Raw genomic sequence first — 16,092 nt, 5'->3', positions numbered from 1 at the left:
GACATCAGGTCTCGTGCCAATCTGGTCTCCATTGCAGGTACCAGCTTGAATCACGATCAGGCCACCCTGTGAATCCCTTTTGTCAACACCACCTAGGTTTACGAAGAGCTCAAAGGGGTTTTCAGCGCGTCGAATAAATTCAGCATGGTCGTCAGCGCGGCGCGCTCTTCCTCGAGTTGTGCCACGCGATCCTCGAGATGCTGAATCCGGTTGTTTTGCTGATGAAGAAACTGCTCGATCTGCTGTGTGAGCTTCAATTCCAGCGGGCTGAGCATATCCGTCAAGATAGCCTCCTGTGATTCTGGGATGGGAGATTGGCAGATCAATACCGGGTTGTTGACGCAGGATCTGCCAGAAGTCTGGGTCGGGTCTTTTTGAAAAGCCGTAACGTCGCGAATTATACGTTGCACGTTCTTCATAGGAATGAATCAGTTCTCGCAAGGAGGTAATCCTCTGGCGGCGGCGGCGCCTTATTGCGGCAGGCCAGTCGGGATCGACCCCCGGCTCCTGTAGATAAACCCGCATGAACTGGGCGCCCGGCGAAAATTCCTGACTGAAACACAGCCCGGAGAGCGCCCACTTTCGGTGGGTGCTTCTCTCAAGGAAAACGACGTCGTTCTTTCTTGACTGCACAACGTTGATACCCATGGTATCCAACCCCGGCTTCATGGAGGCAATCAGATATTTGCGGTCTTTGATGCCTCCTTGTTTGATCAGATCCTCTGCCAACGCCACCGTCTGCTCAGGCACGGAGATGTCAAATGGCTTTCCAAGTCTTTCGGCTTCGGCCTTCTGCTTGAGGATTTTATTGGACAGTCTGACCAGCTTTCGCCGTTCAGGTGCGCGCGGATCAGCCCATCGAAACCTCAGGTTCACATAGTCCGTAAAGAAATCCCAGATTTCCGAACTGCCCATTCTCGGGAAATGTGCATTATAGGATCGCCAGTGCCCATTTTCATTCCGAATGCCGCGCGCCATCATGATATTCACTTCAAGCCTGCCGGTATGGGTGTGGGTGCCGACCAGGGGCTGCATCCGGGCAGAAACCGGAACCCCGGCCCATGCGATTTCGAAAAACAGCTTCAGGGTCTGAGCAATTTTTTGCCGTGAATCTGGGTCGCCAGCATTGAAGGCGGAGACTGAAATATCCTGCTCATGGAAAGACAGCGTGGCAAAGTTGTAGCGATGCTTGAATGGCAAGGCATTCAGACCTAGCGGAAAAATATCCTTGTCGCCCAGCAAAAGCTCTGGCTGCGGATCGCGCTGCAAACTTAGGGGCTGCTCTGCGATTGTCTTTCGCACCGCCGAATTCAGCATGTAATCCACTGCGATTTTCGGACTGGTATCCGGCCTGTCTCCGGAATGTGGCGACCAGGTCAGCATCATAGCGCTAGACTTTCTGCCAGACGCACCAGCCTGCGATCTATCGTCACCAGATCCATATGCACCTTGATGACGGTAGGATTGCCCTCTGTCTGAAGAGCCTGCGAGACATGCGCCAGTTCGCGTCGCATTGCCTGAAGTTCTTCCAACAGATCAACCACTGCTGAGGACTGCTGGGCCTCCATCACGTCCCGCAACAGATATGCGGAGATGGACATGCCCGCTGCCTTTGCAAGCGTCCCGGCCTTTTCCCAGACCGCCTGAGGGGCATATATTTCCCTGCGCTTGGCCAGATCGGCGGAGGGCTTCTTAGGGCGGGGCATGTCTGATCCTATTGTTCTGTCATCATGGATTTTGTTTTACCCCCGGCTCTTGGGGACTCTTGCTGCAGCCTCTGTTTCCACGTTCTTTCGCTCGGCGCGAGAATCACCGAAAACCGCGAAAATCGGAACAGATCTTTTTGCGACCCGTGATGCAGGGTGTGGGAACCGAGCGCGTGCCATTGCGATGCTACGACTGCGCGGGATACCGACAGTGTCCCAAGCCCGTCCCCTAGCACGACAGCCCGTTATCCCGCGAGCAGGCCGAGCCCCGCCCCTTGGCCGCGATTTCCATCAGGCGCGGCGATATCGCATCCTTATCGCAAATCCCTCTGCGGTGAACTCTGCCAGAACAGCATCGTGGCCTGGATACGAGTCCTGCATCGCGGGCAGCAGCATTTCCGGCGGGGTGTTGTCGGTCACCCGCTCCCCACCGATAATCTGACCATCGCTGATCATCAGCACATAATCGCCGGGCCGCAGGACACCGCCACCAATACGGTCGGCCATCTCATCGCAATCCCCGATTTCGATCAATTCAGCCTCTGTCACAACGGCAGCCACGGCAGTCGGGAGATTGCCGCAAGCATGAGGTCAGGCGGGCTGGTTTCGGTGTAGCGCTCTTCGGTCATCGAGCCTCCGGCATGGCCCAGAATATCCTTGCGGACCTGTTCGCGAACATCCGCCATTCGCCCCAGCTGGGTGGCGACGTAATGGCGAAACGAATGAAAGGTCTTTTCGGCACGCTGAGTGGTGATCTGGCGATCCACCAGTTTATTAAAGCGGTAGTTGATCTGATCGCCGAACTTCCCGCCCTCTTCATCGCCGGTCGCTTGTTCGATGGGCGGCAGCTTTTGGGGGCGCATGTCGGGAAACAGATCGGCGCGCGGACCATCGCGCAGCATTCGATCTTGCGCCCATGCCACAAGACCCATCTCCAGCAGCTGAGGATGCAGAGGCACCAGGCGCGCCGAGGTCAGGTTCTTGAGGCCCCGGTTCGCGTTGATCTGAAGCATCATGCAGGGAATATCGTCAACGGTCAGGATTTCCGCAGCCTTCAGCCCCGCAATCTCGCCGCGTCGCGCACCGCTGAGCGCGGCAATCATCGGCAGCCAGTAAAGCCCGTCACGCAGGACGACATTGCCGGGCTCGTGCCATTTGCCCTTGCTGCGATAACCATGCCAGATTGGGTGGCGAAAGATTGCCTGAACGTCTTCGGCGCTGAATGGTGGACGCTCGTCGCGTTCTCGCCTCGTCTTGCGTTGGCGCAGGCTGCCCGGATCAAGATCGCCCAGATTACGGAAACCCTCGCTGCGGCCTTTGATCAAAAGCTGTCCAAGATAGCCCAGATTGCGATTGATCGTCGTTGCTGACAAACCGACGGGCTGATTCAGCGGGTTTTTCAGGATTTCGGACAGCGGCTTGTCGCGCTGCTTGGGAGATTTCCCATGATGCACCGGCATCTTGTGCATCACCTCGACAAATCTGGCGATATGCTCCTGACGCAGAAAGCGGATGTCGCTGACATGGGTGGCTTCGGCGAAAATCCTGAAGCTTTGCGTCATCTGCGTGATCATCGGCTCCGACATTTTCTGGCGACGCTTGTCATCCATGAGCCGTCCGACCAGAGCCATGAGCGCCGGGTCATAGGCGGGCGGGTCAGTCCCAGCCTGAGTCGCAATTGCAGCCGGTGATGGATCAGCCGATGGTGCGGGCCAGCTTGAATGCGATGCGCCCCCGTCATCAGCCGTAGGGTTTTCCCTGCCTTGCCGAGAAGCTGGGGGCTGGTCCTGATCCGAACCGAAATCGCATCGTGCCAGCTCTGCCGCCTCGCGGGTTTCCTGCTCGGAAATGGATTGTTCTGAACCACTCAGCAGCACCGCGCCGCGGCCGCGATAATAGATCTGCCGCCCGTGGATAAGCTCCAGAGCGGAAAACTGTTCGCGGCCAAGAATATGCCGCATCATGCTGAACGACCGGTTGTTCAGACCCTGCCGAGGATCCTCGGCATAGTTCCGGGCTTCCTGATCCAGAACGCGTTCCAGCATCTTGATGTCCGAATCGCTGCGCCCCTCGGTCTGCATCGCAACCCGATCCGCATCGGTCAGATGGCAACCAGAAGCGCCGCGTTCCGCAAGCAAGCTCAATGCCTTGCCCATGGCCCAATCAGCGGATTTGGCCCGTTCCCATGCACCGGCGGCGGGGTTTTCCGCTTCTGCCAAGCGCAGCGCCGCGATCTTGTGATGTTCACGCGCGATGACGGCCACAAGCAGCTTGCGTGCCTCGTCCTTGTTCAGGCCATCATGGATCATCGCATCGACCACCGCGCAGCTTTCAGCACATAAGATTGTGGCAAGTCGCCGACCAATCAAGGGGTTGGTGGTGCGCAGGCTGATCTGAAAGACCCCGCCGCCCAGGCTGGCAGGCAGACGCTTGCGCCACGTGTAGGTGGCGCCGCGCCGAAAGGTATGCATCTGGATGCCCATGTCGAACTCCTGCGTTGAGGAGCCGATTTCACGGGCGTGCTAAGGCGCGAACTGGTGTCAGATGTATGACACACACATGCACCGCAGCCTATGAGAGGTGCTTATCCAAACAAAACCAAAGAGTTAGCTGAGTTTGGCTCCGGCGGTAGGGATCGAACCTACGACCAATTGATTAACAGTCAACTGCTCTACCGCTGAGCTACGCCGGAACACGAGGCGGTGTATAGCCACAGCTTCAGGGGGCGTCCAGAGGGTTTTGCGGTTTTTTTTGTCCTCTCCGAAAAATCTGTGGACGATACTTATTCTTCACTCAAGCCACTGAAAATACAGCGTTTACTGCGATGGGTCCGGTCGGTGCTACCGCGCCAAGCTCGGACAATGCGATCAGATGGGCCAGAACGTTGCGCGTCGCGACCGGGATCAGGGCGGGGGGAACGTCGTAAATGCGCCGGGCCAATGCCTCGGCGGTGCCGGGCTTTTCGCGCAGCGCGGCAAGGATCTGCGCCGTGCGTTCGCGCCGGTGCGCGGCCAACTCGGAAAGCCGTGCGGCAGGGTCCAGGATCGCATCGCCATGGGCGGGCAGCAGCGTCTTGGCCTCCAGCGCCTCAAGCCGCGAGAGCGAGCGGAAATAATCGGCCAGATCGCCGTCCGGGGGTGAAATCAGCGTCGAGGACCAGCCCATCACCACATCGCCGCAAAACACTGTTCGATCCTGCTGGAAGCTCAGATGGCCGGCGAAATGGCCGGGCGTGTGCAGGGCGGTCAGCGACCATTCGTCGTCCTCGGTCGCTGTGCCATCGGCAAGCTGGATGTCGGGGGTGAAGTCCCGGTCCAAGCCTTCACCTCCGGCCAGGGCGCCGTCGCGGGCCAGCCGCTGCATCACCGCAGATCGGCCCGATTCGGCGGGGCCGAATCCCAGAATCGGCGCGCCGGTCTCGCGCGACAGCGCGCGGGCGCCGCCGGAATGGTCCAGATGCGCATGGGTGACGAAGATATGGCTGATGCGCCCGTTCCCTGCCGCCGCCATCAGTGCGGCGCGATGGGCGGGCAGGTCGGGGCCGGGATCGATCACCGCGATCCGCCCGCGTCCCAGCAGGAAGGTATTCGTGCCCCGTCCGGTCAAAGGCGAGGGGTTGTCGGCGGTAATGACCCGCAGGGCTTTCATGGCGCTTGTCATGGGGCTAACCTAACCGCCGGGCAGCCGGCATTCCAAGGCCGCAATATGGGCAGGACGCAATGAATTTCGACTGGCTGAAGCGGTTCATGCCGCGCGGGCTTTACGGGCGCGCCGCGCTGATCCTGTTCCTGCCGGTGGTGGTGGTGACCATCGTCGTGACGGTGATGTTCCTGCAGCGCCATTTCGAGGACGTGACGCGGCAGATGACATCGGGCATGGCGCAGGAGATCGCGCTGGTGGCCGAGCGGATCGACGCCGCGGCAGATATCGAGGCCGCACGGGTTTCGGCGATGCGGGTGACCGGGCCGCTCGGGCTGGGTCTGGACCTGCCCAGCCGCGCGCCGGGTGCAGAGCAACGCTCTTTCTACGACCTTTCGGGCCGTGTCGTCATATCCGAGCTGCATGCCCGCGTGCCCTCCGTCCGCACGGTCGATCTGAGCCAGCGGCGCGAGGTCCGGGTGACGTTGAACAGCCGCTGGGGGGACTATCAGCTGAGCTTTGCGCGGCTGCGGGTCAGCGCCTCGAATCCGCATCAGCTGCTGGTGCTGATGATCGGGACCTCGCTTTTGATGACGGCGATCGCGACGATCTTTTTGCGCAACCAGCTGCGCCCGATCCGCCGCCTGGCGCGTGCAGCCGAGGAATATGGCAAGGGCCGGATCATCCCCTATCGCCCAGCCGGCGCCATCGAGATCCGCAGCGCCGGCACCGCATTCCTTGAAATGCGCGGCCGGATCGAGCGCCAGAACGAACAGCGCAACCTGATGCTGTCGGGGGTCAGCCATGACCTGCGCACGCCCCTGACCCGGTTGCGGCTGGGGCTGTCGATGCTTAGCCCCGACTATCCGCCCGAAAAGGACGAGGTCACCGCGCTGGAGGGCGATGTGGCGGCCATGTCGGCCATGGTCGATGCCTTTCTGGACCTAGCCCGCGACTCTGCCCAGGACGGCCCGCCCGAGGAACGCCCGGTGCTGGATTTCGTGCGCGGCATTGTCGCCGATGCGCAGCGGGGCGGGCAAAAGGTGGTGTTGCATTGCGGGGCCGGCGCGGCCGAAGAGCCGGACCTTGCCACTTTCCGTCCCGACAGCCTGCGCCGCGCCATCGAGAATCTGATCGGCAATGCCGTGCGCTATGGCGAGCATGCCGAGGTCGAGGCGGCGCTGGGGCCGGGCTGGTTCCGCATCTCGGTCGAGGATGACGGGCCGGGTATTCCGGTCGACAAGCGCGGCGAGGCGATGAAACCCTTTACCCGGCTGGACCCGGCGCGCAATCAGAACCGTGGTCAGGGCGTGGGGCTGGGCCTGTCCATCGCCGCCGATATCGCCCGCGCCCATGGCGGGCAGCTGCGGCTGGGCGACGGGCAGCGACTGGGCGGCCTGCGGGCCGAGATCGTCATTCCGCGCTGAACGGCCATCCCTGCGGTTGCGGGATGGCGTGGCGCGGGCTAAGCCTGTCTCAATGACATAAAAGTGAGGGGATTCCGCCATGCGGGCATTCGTATTTCCGGGGCAGGGCGCGCAGGTCATCGGCATGGGGCGCGAACTGGCCGAGGCCTATCCAGCCGCGCGCGCGGTCTTTGCCGAGGTCGATGAGGCCCTGGGCGAGAACCTGAGCGATCTGATCTGGAACGGCGATATCGAGACGCTGACCCTGACCCAGAATGCGCAGCCGGCGCTGATGGCGACCTCGATCGCGGCCTTCCGGGCGCTGGAGGCCGAGGGCTTCGGCATCAAGGACGCGGATTTCGTCGCCGGGCATTCGCTGGGCGAATATTCGGCGCTGTGTGCGGCGGGTGCGCTGACCTTGGCGGATACGGCGCGGCTTTTGCGCCTGCGCGGCGCGGCGATGCAGGAGGCGGTGCCGGTCGGGCAGGGCGCCATGGCGGCGATCCTTGGCTTGGATTTCGCAGCGGTCGATCACATCGCCCGCGACGCGGCCGAGGACGAGGTCTGTCAGGCCGCCAATGACAATGATCCTGCGCAGGTGGTGATCTCGGGCCACAAGGCGGCGGTTGAGCGTGCTGCCGTTCTGGCCAAGGAGCGCGGTGCCAAGCGGGCGCTGATGCTGCCGGTCTCGGCCCCGTTCCATTCGGCGCTGATGCAGCCTGCGGCGGCGGCCATGGCCGAGGCGCTGGCGGCGGTCGAGATCGCTGCGCCCGAAGTGCCGCTGATCGCCAATGTGCGCGCCGAGCCGGTGACCGAGCCGGGGGCGATCCGCCGGCTGCTGGTCGAGCAGGTGACCGGCGCCGTGCGCTGGCGCGAGTCGATCGAGTTTCTGGCCGGGGCCGGGGTGACCGAGTTCTGGGAGATCGGTGCCGGCAAGGCGCTGTCGGGGATGATCAAGCGCATCTCGAAGGATGCGGTGGTGAAGAATGTCGGCGCGCCGGCGGATATCGCGGCGCTGAAGGGCTGAAGAGGGGGCTCTGCCCCCATCCCTGCGGGATTCCCCCGGGATATTTGGACATGAAAGAATGAGGCTTGGGATGTTTGATCTGACGGGCAAGAAGGCATTGGTGACCGGGGCGTCCGGGGGCATTGGCGGCGCGGTGGCCGAGGCGCTGCACCGGGCAGGGGCGATAGTGACGCTGTCGGGGACGCGCGAGGCGCCCTTGCAGGAGTTGGCCGCGAAGCTGGGGGATCGCGCGCATGTGGTGACCGCGAATCTGGGCGATGCCGAAGCCGTCGAGGCGCTGCCCAAGGCCGCTGCAGAAGCCATGGGCGGGGTCGATATTCTGGTCAACAATGCCGGGATCACCCGTGACAACCTGTTCATGCGCATGTCCGACGAGGAATGGGCGCAGGTGATCGAGGTCAACCTGACCTCGAGCTTCCGGCTGTGCCGGGCGGTGCTGCGCGGCATGATGAAGGCGCGCTGGGGGCGGATCGTCAATATCGGCTCGGTCGTGGGGGCGACGGGCAATCCGGGGCAGGGAAATTACGCCGCCGCGAAGGCCGGGCTGGTGGGGATGTCGAAGAGCCTTGCCTATGAAGTGGCCTCGCGCGGGATCACGGTGAACTGCGTCTCGCCCGGGTTCATCGAGACCGCCATGACCGACAAGCTGAACGAGGAGCAGAAGGGCCGCATCCTGACCCAGATCCCCGCCGGGCGCATGGGATCTGCCGGGGAAATCGCCGCCGCCGTGCTGTATCTGTCGAGCGCCGAGGCCGGCTATGTCACTGGTGCCACGCTGCACGTAAATGGTGGCATGGCGATGGTCTGAACGTGGTTTATGCGGGTTGCAAGATCACGTCTCCGTGCTATATCCCGCAATCAAGGCTGCAGGGGAACCGCCCTGAGCTAGAGCCGGCAATTGCCGGAACATTCTGGGCGGATGCCCGCGAAAACGAGGAAAAGACATGAGCGATATCGCTGATCGCGTGAAGAAAATTGTCGTCGAGCATCTGGGCGTCGATGAGGACAAGGTGACGGAATCGGCCTCGTTCATCGACGATCTGGGCGCCGACTCGCTGGACACCGTCGAGCTGGTCATGGCCTTCGAGGAAGAGTTCGGCATCGAGATCCCCGATGACGCAGCCGAGACCATCCAGACCTTTGGCGATGCGGTGAAATTCATCAGCGGCGCGGTCTGATCCGGTCCTGAGACGATTTCGAGGGCGGTGCTTTCCAGATGGGGAAGCACCGCCTTTTTTCATTTCCGGCTGTTGCGTGAAGCCGCTGCGGGCGGTTTGGCCTGAAACCCGGCATTTGCTGGGCCTGGGGTATCACCGAGCACACAGGCGCCGTATACAGGGCGTACACCATCGGGCTGAGTGACCCACGCCGATTTCTGGGTGGCGCTGCCCGACGGTGCCGCCATTTATCCTTGCCGCCGGCCGGGGTGGCGTCCGGTTTCGTGCAGGTGCTTTGGGGGCGAATGGCCACCCACCCGGCCTGACCTCAGGGTTGCGGGACGAAGCGGCGCTCTGCCAGCGAATAGAACAGCGTCTGATCGCCCTTGCGCGCCTCGATGATGCCGTTTGGCGCATCGTCGATATCGTCGTATTCATAGGGCAGAAGCTGTTCGCCCGAAAATGACCAGAGGGCGGACCTGCCCTTGGCATCCGTTGTCTTGAAGGCCTGAATCTCGTCATAGCTCCAGCTGCGCTCGAATGGTATGTCCGACAGCCTCGTGCCATCCGTGTCGATCAGCAGATAGCCGCCCTCCGGGCTTTCCCGAACTTCGTAGAGCCCGTCACCGATGGCATGGGCAGCCGGATAACGCTCGAACCTCGCGGAGATCATCGGCGGCAGCCCTGACAACCCGGGCAGCGGCTGATCATCCAGGATTTGCAACCCCGCCAGTGCCGCATAGGGGTTCTCGGACGAGGTCGCGCAGACCAGCTGGAACTGTCCGCCCAGATCGCGCACGCGATAGCCGAAATAGGACAGGTTGTCGGCACCGAAGGCGCCGACCGGAGATTGCCAGGCCCAGACTGCAGGCTGGCGAATGGCCTGATCGGTTAGCGGATTGAAAACATGATCGCTGGCCACGCCAAATGCATTGTGGCTAATGCTCGCGGCAATCGCGTCCAGGGCGAGGTCGCGATAGGCAAGGCCATTGGAAAACGGGTTTGTCGACAGGCGCTCGTGCAGCGTGACCGGGCTTTCATCCGTCCTGAGGCGCGGCAGGCAGGCATAGTTCACCTCAAACAGCGTCGCAAACGGGTCGTCTATCTTGCTGCTTTCCCGCAGCATGAGGCTGCCGCGGATGCCGGATTGGCCGGAAAGCAGTTTGTCGGCCACAAGTTCTGTCGTGACCTGTTCATGAAAGCTTTCGGCAAAGCCGGCATTGTTCTTGGTTCTTGCGGCCAGCGCGGCGCCCTGGTCGCGAAACCATGTCATCGCGTCGAAATCAGCGGAGGTGACGACGCCGGGGTCGGGTCTTTCGCCCGAGAGGCTTTCGGCCGCTTGCCAGGCGGTGCGCAACTGGGCCAGATCCTCGGCATCGGCATGGACCGCATAGCCGACGCTGCCGGTGATAACCGTGCTGAGAAAGAAGAACGGGCGGTCCCGGCGGGCGACGATTATGGTGTGATCGTCCTCATGGAGGATGCGGATATCGTCGTCCGGGCCGAGATAGCTCTCGCGCTCTGCGGCGAAAATCCGTTTCAGCGCCTCGGCGGTATCAAGGCGCAGATTGAACAGCGTCTCGCCGGTTACCCTGTCCACCACGCCGGACTGGCCGGCGTCGTCGCTGTCGTCGTAGGTCGCGGAAAGCGGAATGGCGATGGTCGTGAAGTCGCCGGGCAGGTTCAGCCGATAGGTCCTGGCCGTGGCTTCGGGGCGCGCGGTCAGCTCAGCTTGCAGGCGATCGATGTCGCTGTTCCATTCTGCCAGCGCTGCGATACGCTGGGCCTGCATATCGTTTTGCGCTGCAATGAGGTCCTGGATATCGCCTTGGGCACGAACGAAACTCACATTGAAATCCAGCGCGATCTCCAGCGCGGATTCCGGTGCGCGCAGGGTGAAGCGGTCGTCGCCAGCGGAATAGGACAGGAAGATCGGGGCGCTTCCGCTGGTGCCAACGTCAAAGGGCACCTCTTTCCCGGGCTCGGGCAGGGGGGCGACCGCGGTGGTCCCCTCCACCAGAAGCGTTGCTGTCTCTGCCCGGGGATCGACCATCAGATAGCCCTGCTCGGCAGCCGCAGCCAGTTGGTCGGCCATCGCCAGGAACATGTCCGCGAAAAACGCGTATTCCTCGATCACCGCCTCTTTTCCAGTTTCGGAGTCGATGATTTCAAGGCCGGAAAAGATATAGCCCGTGGGGGCGTCAAGGCGCGACAGCGGGTTGCGATGGGTCCAGAAATATGCGGCCGCGATCACGGCAAGGACAAATGCGGCTAACGAAAGATATTTCTTGCTCATGTACTCACCAAGGCCGGGCAGAGATTGCGCCGGTGCGCGGAAAATATGTTCTCAATCATGCTCGGCGACCGTGTTAGCGAAGCCGCGCGGAAAGATGAACCCTTCCAAGGACACGCGGCGGAATGGCCGGTGCGCGGAAGGGTCATGAAAAAGCCGGGGCAAATGTCCCCGGCTTTTCGCGTTCTGGCAGGGCAGGCCTTATTGCGGCATCGGGGCGGTGATGCCCTCGACATAGAAGTTCATGCCCGAAAGCTCTTCATCCGTGGCCGTCGCGCCCTCGGCCAGCCAGTCGCTGCCGTCCTGCTTTTTCAGCGGGCCGGTGAAGGGGTGGTATTCACCCTTGGCGATCTTGTCGCGCAGGGTCTCGGCCTCGGCCTTGACCTCGGCGGGGACGGCCTCGGTGATGTCGCCGATCACCACTTCGCCATCGCCGATGCCGGCCCAGGTGGCTTCGGATTTCCAGGTGCCGTCCAGAACCTGACCGACGCGCTTGATGTAATAGGGCGACCAGTTGTCCACGATCGAGGAGATGCGCGGCGAGGGCGCAAAGCTGGTCATGTCCGAGGCCTGGCCAAAGCCAAGCGCGCCCGCCTCCTGGGCTTTCGCCAGCGGCGCGGTCGAGTCGGTGTGCTGCATGAACACGTCGACGCCCTCGGCGATCAGGGCGGCGGCGGCATCGGCCTCTTTGGCGGGGTCGAACCAGCTATAGACCCAGACCACCTTCATCTCGACATTCGGGTTGACCTTCTTGGCGTGGATATAGGCCGAGTTGATGCCCTGCACGACCTCGGGGATCGGGAAAGAGCCGATATAGCCGATCTTGTTCGACTTGGTCATGCGCCCGGCGATGGTGCCGATGACGGCGCGGCCCTCATAGAAGCGGGCGTCATAGGTGGCGACGTTCTCGGCGCGCTTGTAGCCGGTGGCGTGCTCGAACTTGATGTCGGGGAATTTCTTGGCGACGTTCAGCGTCGCGTCCATGAAGCCGAAGCTGGTGGCGAAGATCATCTTGTTGCCCGCCAGCGCAAGCTGGGTCAGGGCGCGTTCGGCATCCGCGCCTTCGGGGACGGATTCGATGAAGGTGGTTTCGACCTTGTCGCCGAATTCCTTTTCCACCGCCTGACGGGCCAGATCGTGCTGATAGGTCCAGCCGCCATCGCCGACCGGGCCGACATAGATGAAGCCGATCTTGAGCTTTTCGTCCTGGCCAAAGGCGGGGGCCGCCATGGCGGCGACCAGCGCGGCGGCGCTGCCAAGAAGGGTTCTGCGTTTCATGTCGGGTCTCCTGTTGGTAGGGCGCGGCTGTTCTAGCGCAGCGCGTGAAAGGGCCTGCCCAGCGATCCGGGGGCGGCACCCCCGGCTGAGCGGCCGAATTTCTGCCGTGCCGAGATCAGCACGAGGACAAGGATGGTGGCGAGATAGGGCGCCATGGACAAAAGCTGCACCGGCACCGCCACGCCCGCCGCCTGTAGGCGCAGCTGCAAGACGGTGACGCCGCCGAAAAGCCATGCGCCGGCAAGAACGCCCCAGGGGTTCCATTGCGCAAAGACGACGATGGCCAGCGCGATCCAGCCGGCGCCGGCGGTCATGCCCTCGGTCCATTGCAGGACGGTGGCGATGGAAATATAGGCGCCGCCCATCCCGGCCATGGCGCCGCCAAAGGCGATGGCGCCCAGCCGCACGCGGCGGACCGGATAGCCAAGCGCGTGCGCCGCATCGTGGTTTTCCCCGACCGCGCGCAGGATCAGCCCGGGCCGGGTGCGGGTCAGTGCCCACCAGACGACGGGCACCATGGCCAGCCCCAGCCAGATCATCAGGTTCAGGCCAAGCGGGCCCGCCATCATGGCGGGGGCCTTGACCCCCTCATAGGGTTTGCCGAACATCGCGGTCAGGCCAAGACCGAACAGCGTCAGCGCAAGCCCTGTCGCCACCTGATTTGACAGCAGATACAGGCTGAGAAACGCGAAGATCATCGACAGCGCGACGCCCGCGAACGCGGCGGCGACAAAGCCCAGGGCGGGGCTGCCGGTCGCATGGGCGGCGGCGAAACCGGCCAGCGCGCCGCCGATCATCATGCCTTCGACCCCAAGGTTCAGGACGCCCGCGCGCTCGACAACCAACTCGCCAAGTGCGGCGAACAGGATCGGGGTCGCGGCGCCCAGCAGCAGCACAAAGACGGCGATGGGATCGATCATCATGCGTGCCTCCGTCGGATGCGGTAGCGGGTCAGGACGTCGAACCCCAGCAGGAAGAACAAGAGCATGCCCTGAAAGACCTGCACGGTCGCGGCGGGCAGTTGCAGCATCAATTGCGCCAGTTCGCCGCCGATATAGGTCAGCGCCATCAGCAATCCTGCAAGCAGGATGCCAAGGGGGTGCAGCCGGCCCAGAAAGGCCACGATGATCGCGGTGAAACCGTAGCCCGAACCAAAGCTTTCGGTGATCTGGCCTGCGGGGCCCGCGACCTCGAACAGCCCGGCCAGCCCGGCCAGCGCGCCCGAGACGCCAAGACACAGCGCCACCAGCCGTTCGGGGCGGACGCCGGCAAAGCGGGCGGCGCGGGGGGCGGCGCCGGCGGTGCGGATGTGAAAGCCAAGCACATGGCGCGACATCACGAACCATGTGACCAGCAGCGCGATCCCTGCCACGATCACCCCCCAATGCAGCCCCGTCCCGGCGATCAGTTCGGGGTTCGAGGCCGGTTCATATTGCTGAAGATTGCGCGAGCCGGGAAAGTTGAAGCCCTCGGGGTTTTTCATCGGGCCGAAAGCCATCCATGCGGCGATCTTTTGCGCCACATAGACCAGCATCAGCGAAACAAGGATTTCCGAGGCGCCGAACCAGTTGCGCAGGACCGCCGGGATCATCCCCCAGGCCCAGCCGCCAAGCGCGCCGGCAAGGATCATCGCCGGAAAGATCCAGAAGGCGTCGGCCGGATAGGCGGCCAGCGCCACGGCGGCGCCGCAGATCGCGCCGATGATATATTGCCCCTCGGCGCCGATGTTCCAGATGCCGGCCCGGAACCCCAGCGCAAGGCCGCAGGCGATCAGGATCAGCGGTCCGGCTTTCACCAGCAATTGCGGGCGCGAATAGCTGGCGGCGGGTCCGAAAAGCGGGTCCCAGAAGATGGTGCGGATCGCCGCCACCGGGTCGAACCCCAGCGCCGCGAACAGGATGCCGCCCGCGATCATGGTGGCGATGACAGCAAGGACAGGCGTCGCCACCTGCCACAGCAGCGGCGCGCTGGCGCGCGGCTCAAGCCGGAACATGGGCGACCTCCATGCCATGGGCGCCGCCCAGCATCAGGCCGATTTCGGCCACGCTTAGGCCCTCGGTCGGGCGGGGGGCGGACAGGCGGCCCTCGTTGAGGGCGCAGAAACGGTCGGAAAGTTCCAAAAGCTCGTCCAGATCCTGAGAGATGACGATGACGCCCGCGCCCTGCGCGGCAAGGTCCAGCAGCGCCTGACGGATGGCGGCTGCGGCACCGGCATCGACGCCCCAGGTGGGCTGGTTCACCACCAGTACGCGCGGATTGCCCAGCACCTCGCGGCCGATGACGAATTTCTGCAGGTTCCCGCCCGAGAGCGCACCGGCAGCTGTGCCGGGACCGGGGGTGCGCACGTCGAATGCCCGGATCACCGATTGCGCGAAATTCCGGGCGGCGGCATGGTCGATCAGCCCGCGCCGGATCAGGTTCTGGCGGCTACCTGCTGTCAGAAGCGTATTCTCGGTCAGGCTGAATTCGGGGACGGCGGCATGGCCCAGCCGATCCTCGGGGGCCGAGAGGAGGCCAGCGCGGCGCCGCGCCTCGGGGGGAAGCGCGGAAAGGTCCGCGCTTTCAAGCATGACGGTGCCCGGGGCGGTCGCGATCTCGCCCGACAGGGCGGAAAGCAGTTCCTCCTGGCCGTTGCCGGCGACGCCGCCGATGCCAAGGATCTCGCCGGCATGCAGGCGCAGCGCGACATCCTTCAGCGCCACGCCCTCGCTGCGGCCGGCCGGGGTCGAAAGCCCCGCCACCGCCAGCACCATGGCGCCGGGATTGCGGCCCGAGCGGTCGATGACGCGCATCTCGGCGCCGACCATCATCGCGGCCAGCTCTGGCGCGCTATGGGCGCGGGGATCGACGGTGCCGACGACCTTGCCATGGCGCAGGATGGTGGCGCGGTCGCAATGGCTGCGGATTTCCTCAAGCTTGTGGCTGATATAAAGGATCGCGGTGCCGCGCTCGGCCAGCTGGCGCAGGGTGGCAAACAGGATCTCGGCCTCTTGCGGGGTCAGCACGCTTGTCGGCTCGTCCATGATCAACAGGCGCGGGTTCTGCAGCAGGCAGCGCAGGATCTCGACCCGCTGACGCTCGCCCGCGGACAGCGTGGCGATGCGGCGGGCGGGGTTCAGGGGCAGGCCGTAGCCCTGGGACAGCTCGGCGATGCGGCGCGAAAGCTCGGCCCGGGGCGGCGGGTTTTCCATGCCAAGGGCAATGTTTTCGGCGACCGTCAGCGCATCGAACAGCGAGAAATGCTGAAACACCATGGCCACGCCCGCAGCCCGCGCGGCACGCGGATCGGCGGGGGCATGGGGGTGGCCCGCGAAGATCATCCGGCCCTCGTCCGGGCGCACGAGGCCGTAGATCATCTTGACCAGCGTGGATTTGCCGGCGCCATTCTCGCCCAGAAGGGCGTGGATCTCTCCGGCAGCGACCGCGAAACTGATGTCGTCATTGGCGCGCACGCCGGGATAAGTCTTGCCCAGACCCTCGGCCCGGAAAATGTCGGTCACGTTCGCGCGCCTCTTTTTCTTTCTTGTGCGAGTCTTAGCCGATTTCCGTGCAAGGGCAATTGCACAGTTCGGCAGGTCGCGCCTAG

The 16,092-nt window shown here is 63.5% G+C and carries 14 protein-coding genes and 1 tRNA gene; 4 read left to right on the top strand and 11 right to left on the bottom strand.

Annotation, left to right across the window (positions count from 1 at the left end; all coding sequences use genetic code 11):
• The 6 genes from DFP89_RS20145 to DFP89_RS13835 all read right to left on the bottom strand — a co-directional run.
• Positions 1-1,386: hypothetical protein (locus DFP89_RS20145; protein ID WP_147273314.1), on the bottom strand; the 1,386-nt coding region annotated here is incomplete at its 3' end.
• Positions 1,383-1,706, bottom strand: a complete 324-nt coding sequence (locus tag DFP89_RS13855; RefSeq protein WP_114349983.1) for a hypothetical protein — start codon at positions 1,704-1,706, stop codon at positions 1,383-1,385. The genes DFP89_RS20145 and DFP89_RS13855, both read right to left, overlap by 4 nt.
• 291 nt (positions 1,707-1,997) lie before the next feature.
• Entirely contained in the window at positions 1,998-2,240 is a 243-nt protein-coding gene (locus tag DFP89_RS13850; RefSeq protein ID WP_114349982.1) for a hypothetical protein, read from the bottom strand.
• 11 nt (positions 2,241-2,251) lie between these two features.
• Complete coding sequence (locus DFP89_RS13845) at positions 2,252-4,189, bottom strand: site-specific integrase (RefSeq protein WP_114349981.1); 1,938 nt, start codon at positions 4,187-4,189, stop codon at positions 2,252-2,254.
• Positions 4,190-4,323: 134 nt separating this feature from the next.
• Positions 4,324-4,398: transfer RNA gene (locus DFP89_RS13840), tRNA-Asn, on the bottom strand.
• Positions 4,399-4,499: 101 nt separating this feature from the next.
• Entirely contained in the window at positions 4,500-5,366 is an 867-nt protein-coding gene (locus DFP89_RS13835) for an MBL fold metallo-hydrolase (RefSeq protein ID WP_114349980.1), read from the bottom strand.
• A 59-nt stretch (positions 5,367-5,425) separates the two neighbouring features.
• On the opposite strand from DFP89_RS13835, the gene DFP89_RS13830 reads away from it, so the two are divergent.
• The 4 genes from DFP89_RS13830 to DFP89_RS13815 all read left to right on the top strand — a co-directional run bounded on the left by DFP89_RS13830 (position 5,426) and on the right by DFP89_RS13815 (position 8,956).
• Entirely contained in the window at positions 5,426-6,772 is a 1,347-nt protein-coding gene (locus DFP89_RS13830; RefSeq protein ID WP_114349979.1) for an ATP-binding protein, read from the top strand.
• A 79-nt stretch (positions 6,773-6,851) separates the two neighbouring features.
• Positions 6,852-7,778: an ACP S-malonyltransferase gene (gene fabD / locus DFP89_RS13825; protein WP_114349978.1), complete on the top strand. Its 927-nt coding sequence runs from the start codon at positions 6,852-6,854 to the stop codon at positions 7,776-7,778.
• A gap of 70 nt (positions 7,779-7,848) precedes the next feature.
• Positions 7,849-8,586: a 3-oxoacyl-ACP reductase FabG gene (gene fabG / locus DFP89_RS13820; protein WP_114349977.1), complete on the top strand. Its 738-nt coding sequence runs from the start codon at positions 7,849-7,851 to the stop codon at positions 8,584-8,586.
• 136 nt (positions 8,587-8,722) lie between these two features.
• On the top strand, positions 8,723-8,956 hold the full coding sequence (locus DFP89_RS13815; protein WP_114349976.1) for an acyl carrier protein: 234 nt from the start codon (positions 8,723-8,725) through the stop codon (positions 8,954-8,956).
• A 307-nt stretch (positions 8,957-9,263) separates the two neighbouring features.
• On the opposite strand, the gene DFP89_RS13810 is transcribed toward DFP89_RS13815, so the two are convergent.
• The 5 genes from DFP89_RS13810 to DFP89_RS13790 all read right to left on the bottom strand — a co-directional run bounded on the left by DFP89_RS13810 (position 9,264) and on the right by DFP89_RS13790 (position 16,006).
• Positions 9,264-11,231 carry a hypothetical protein gene (locus tag DFP89_RS13810; protein ID WP_114349975.1) on the bottom strand — a complete coding sequence of 656 codons (1,968 nt, stop codon included), beginning with the start codon at positions 11,229-11,231 and terminating at the stop codon, positions 9,264-9,266.
• Between the two features lie 198 nt (positions 11,232-11,429).
• Positions 11,430-12,506 (bottom strand): BMP family ABC transporter substrate-binding protein, encoded by a 1,077-nt coding sequence (locus DFP89_RS13805; protein ID WP_114349974.1) that lies wholly within the window; start codon positions 12,504-12,506, stop codon positions 11,430-11,432.
• A 32-nt stretch (positions 12,507-12,538) separates the two neighbouring features.
• Positions 12,539-13,429 (bottom strand): ABC transporter permease, encoded by an 891-nt coding sequence (locus DFP89_RS13800; RefSeq protein WP_114349973.1) that lies wholly within the window; start codon positions 13,427-13,429, stop codon positions 12,539-12,541.
• Positions 13,426-14,499, bottom strand: coding sequence for an ABC transporter permease (locus DFP89_RS13795; protein WP_114349972.1), 1,074 nt, complete (start codon positions 14,497-14,499; stop codon positions 13,426-13,428). The genes DFP89_RS13800 and DFP89_RS13795 overlap by 4 nt, the downstream gene beginning before the upstream one ends.
• A complete protein-coding gene (locus tag DFP89_RS13790; RefSeq protein WP_114349971.1) occupies positions 14,486-16,006 on the bottom strand; it encodes an ABC transporter ATP-binding protein in 1,521 nt (506 codons plus the stop codon). Before DFP89_RS13790 ends, DFP89_RS13795 begins: the two co-directional genes overlap by 14 nt.
• Positions 16,007-16,092: the final 86 nt, after the last annotated feature.

The sequence above is a fragment of the Paracoccus lutimaris genome, from assembly GCF_003337565.1.
Classification (GTDB): domain Bacteria; phylum Pseudomonadota; class Alphaproteobacteria; order Rhodobacterales; family Rhodobacteraceae; genus Paracoccus; species Paracoccus lutimaris.
The sequence above is the reverse complement of the archived record's forward strand: the minus strand, read 5'-3'. Positions and strand labels throughout refer to the sequence as shown.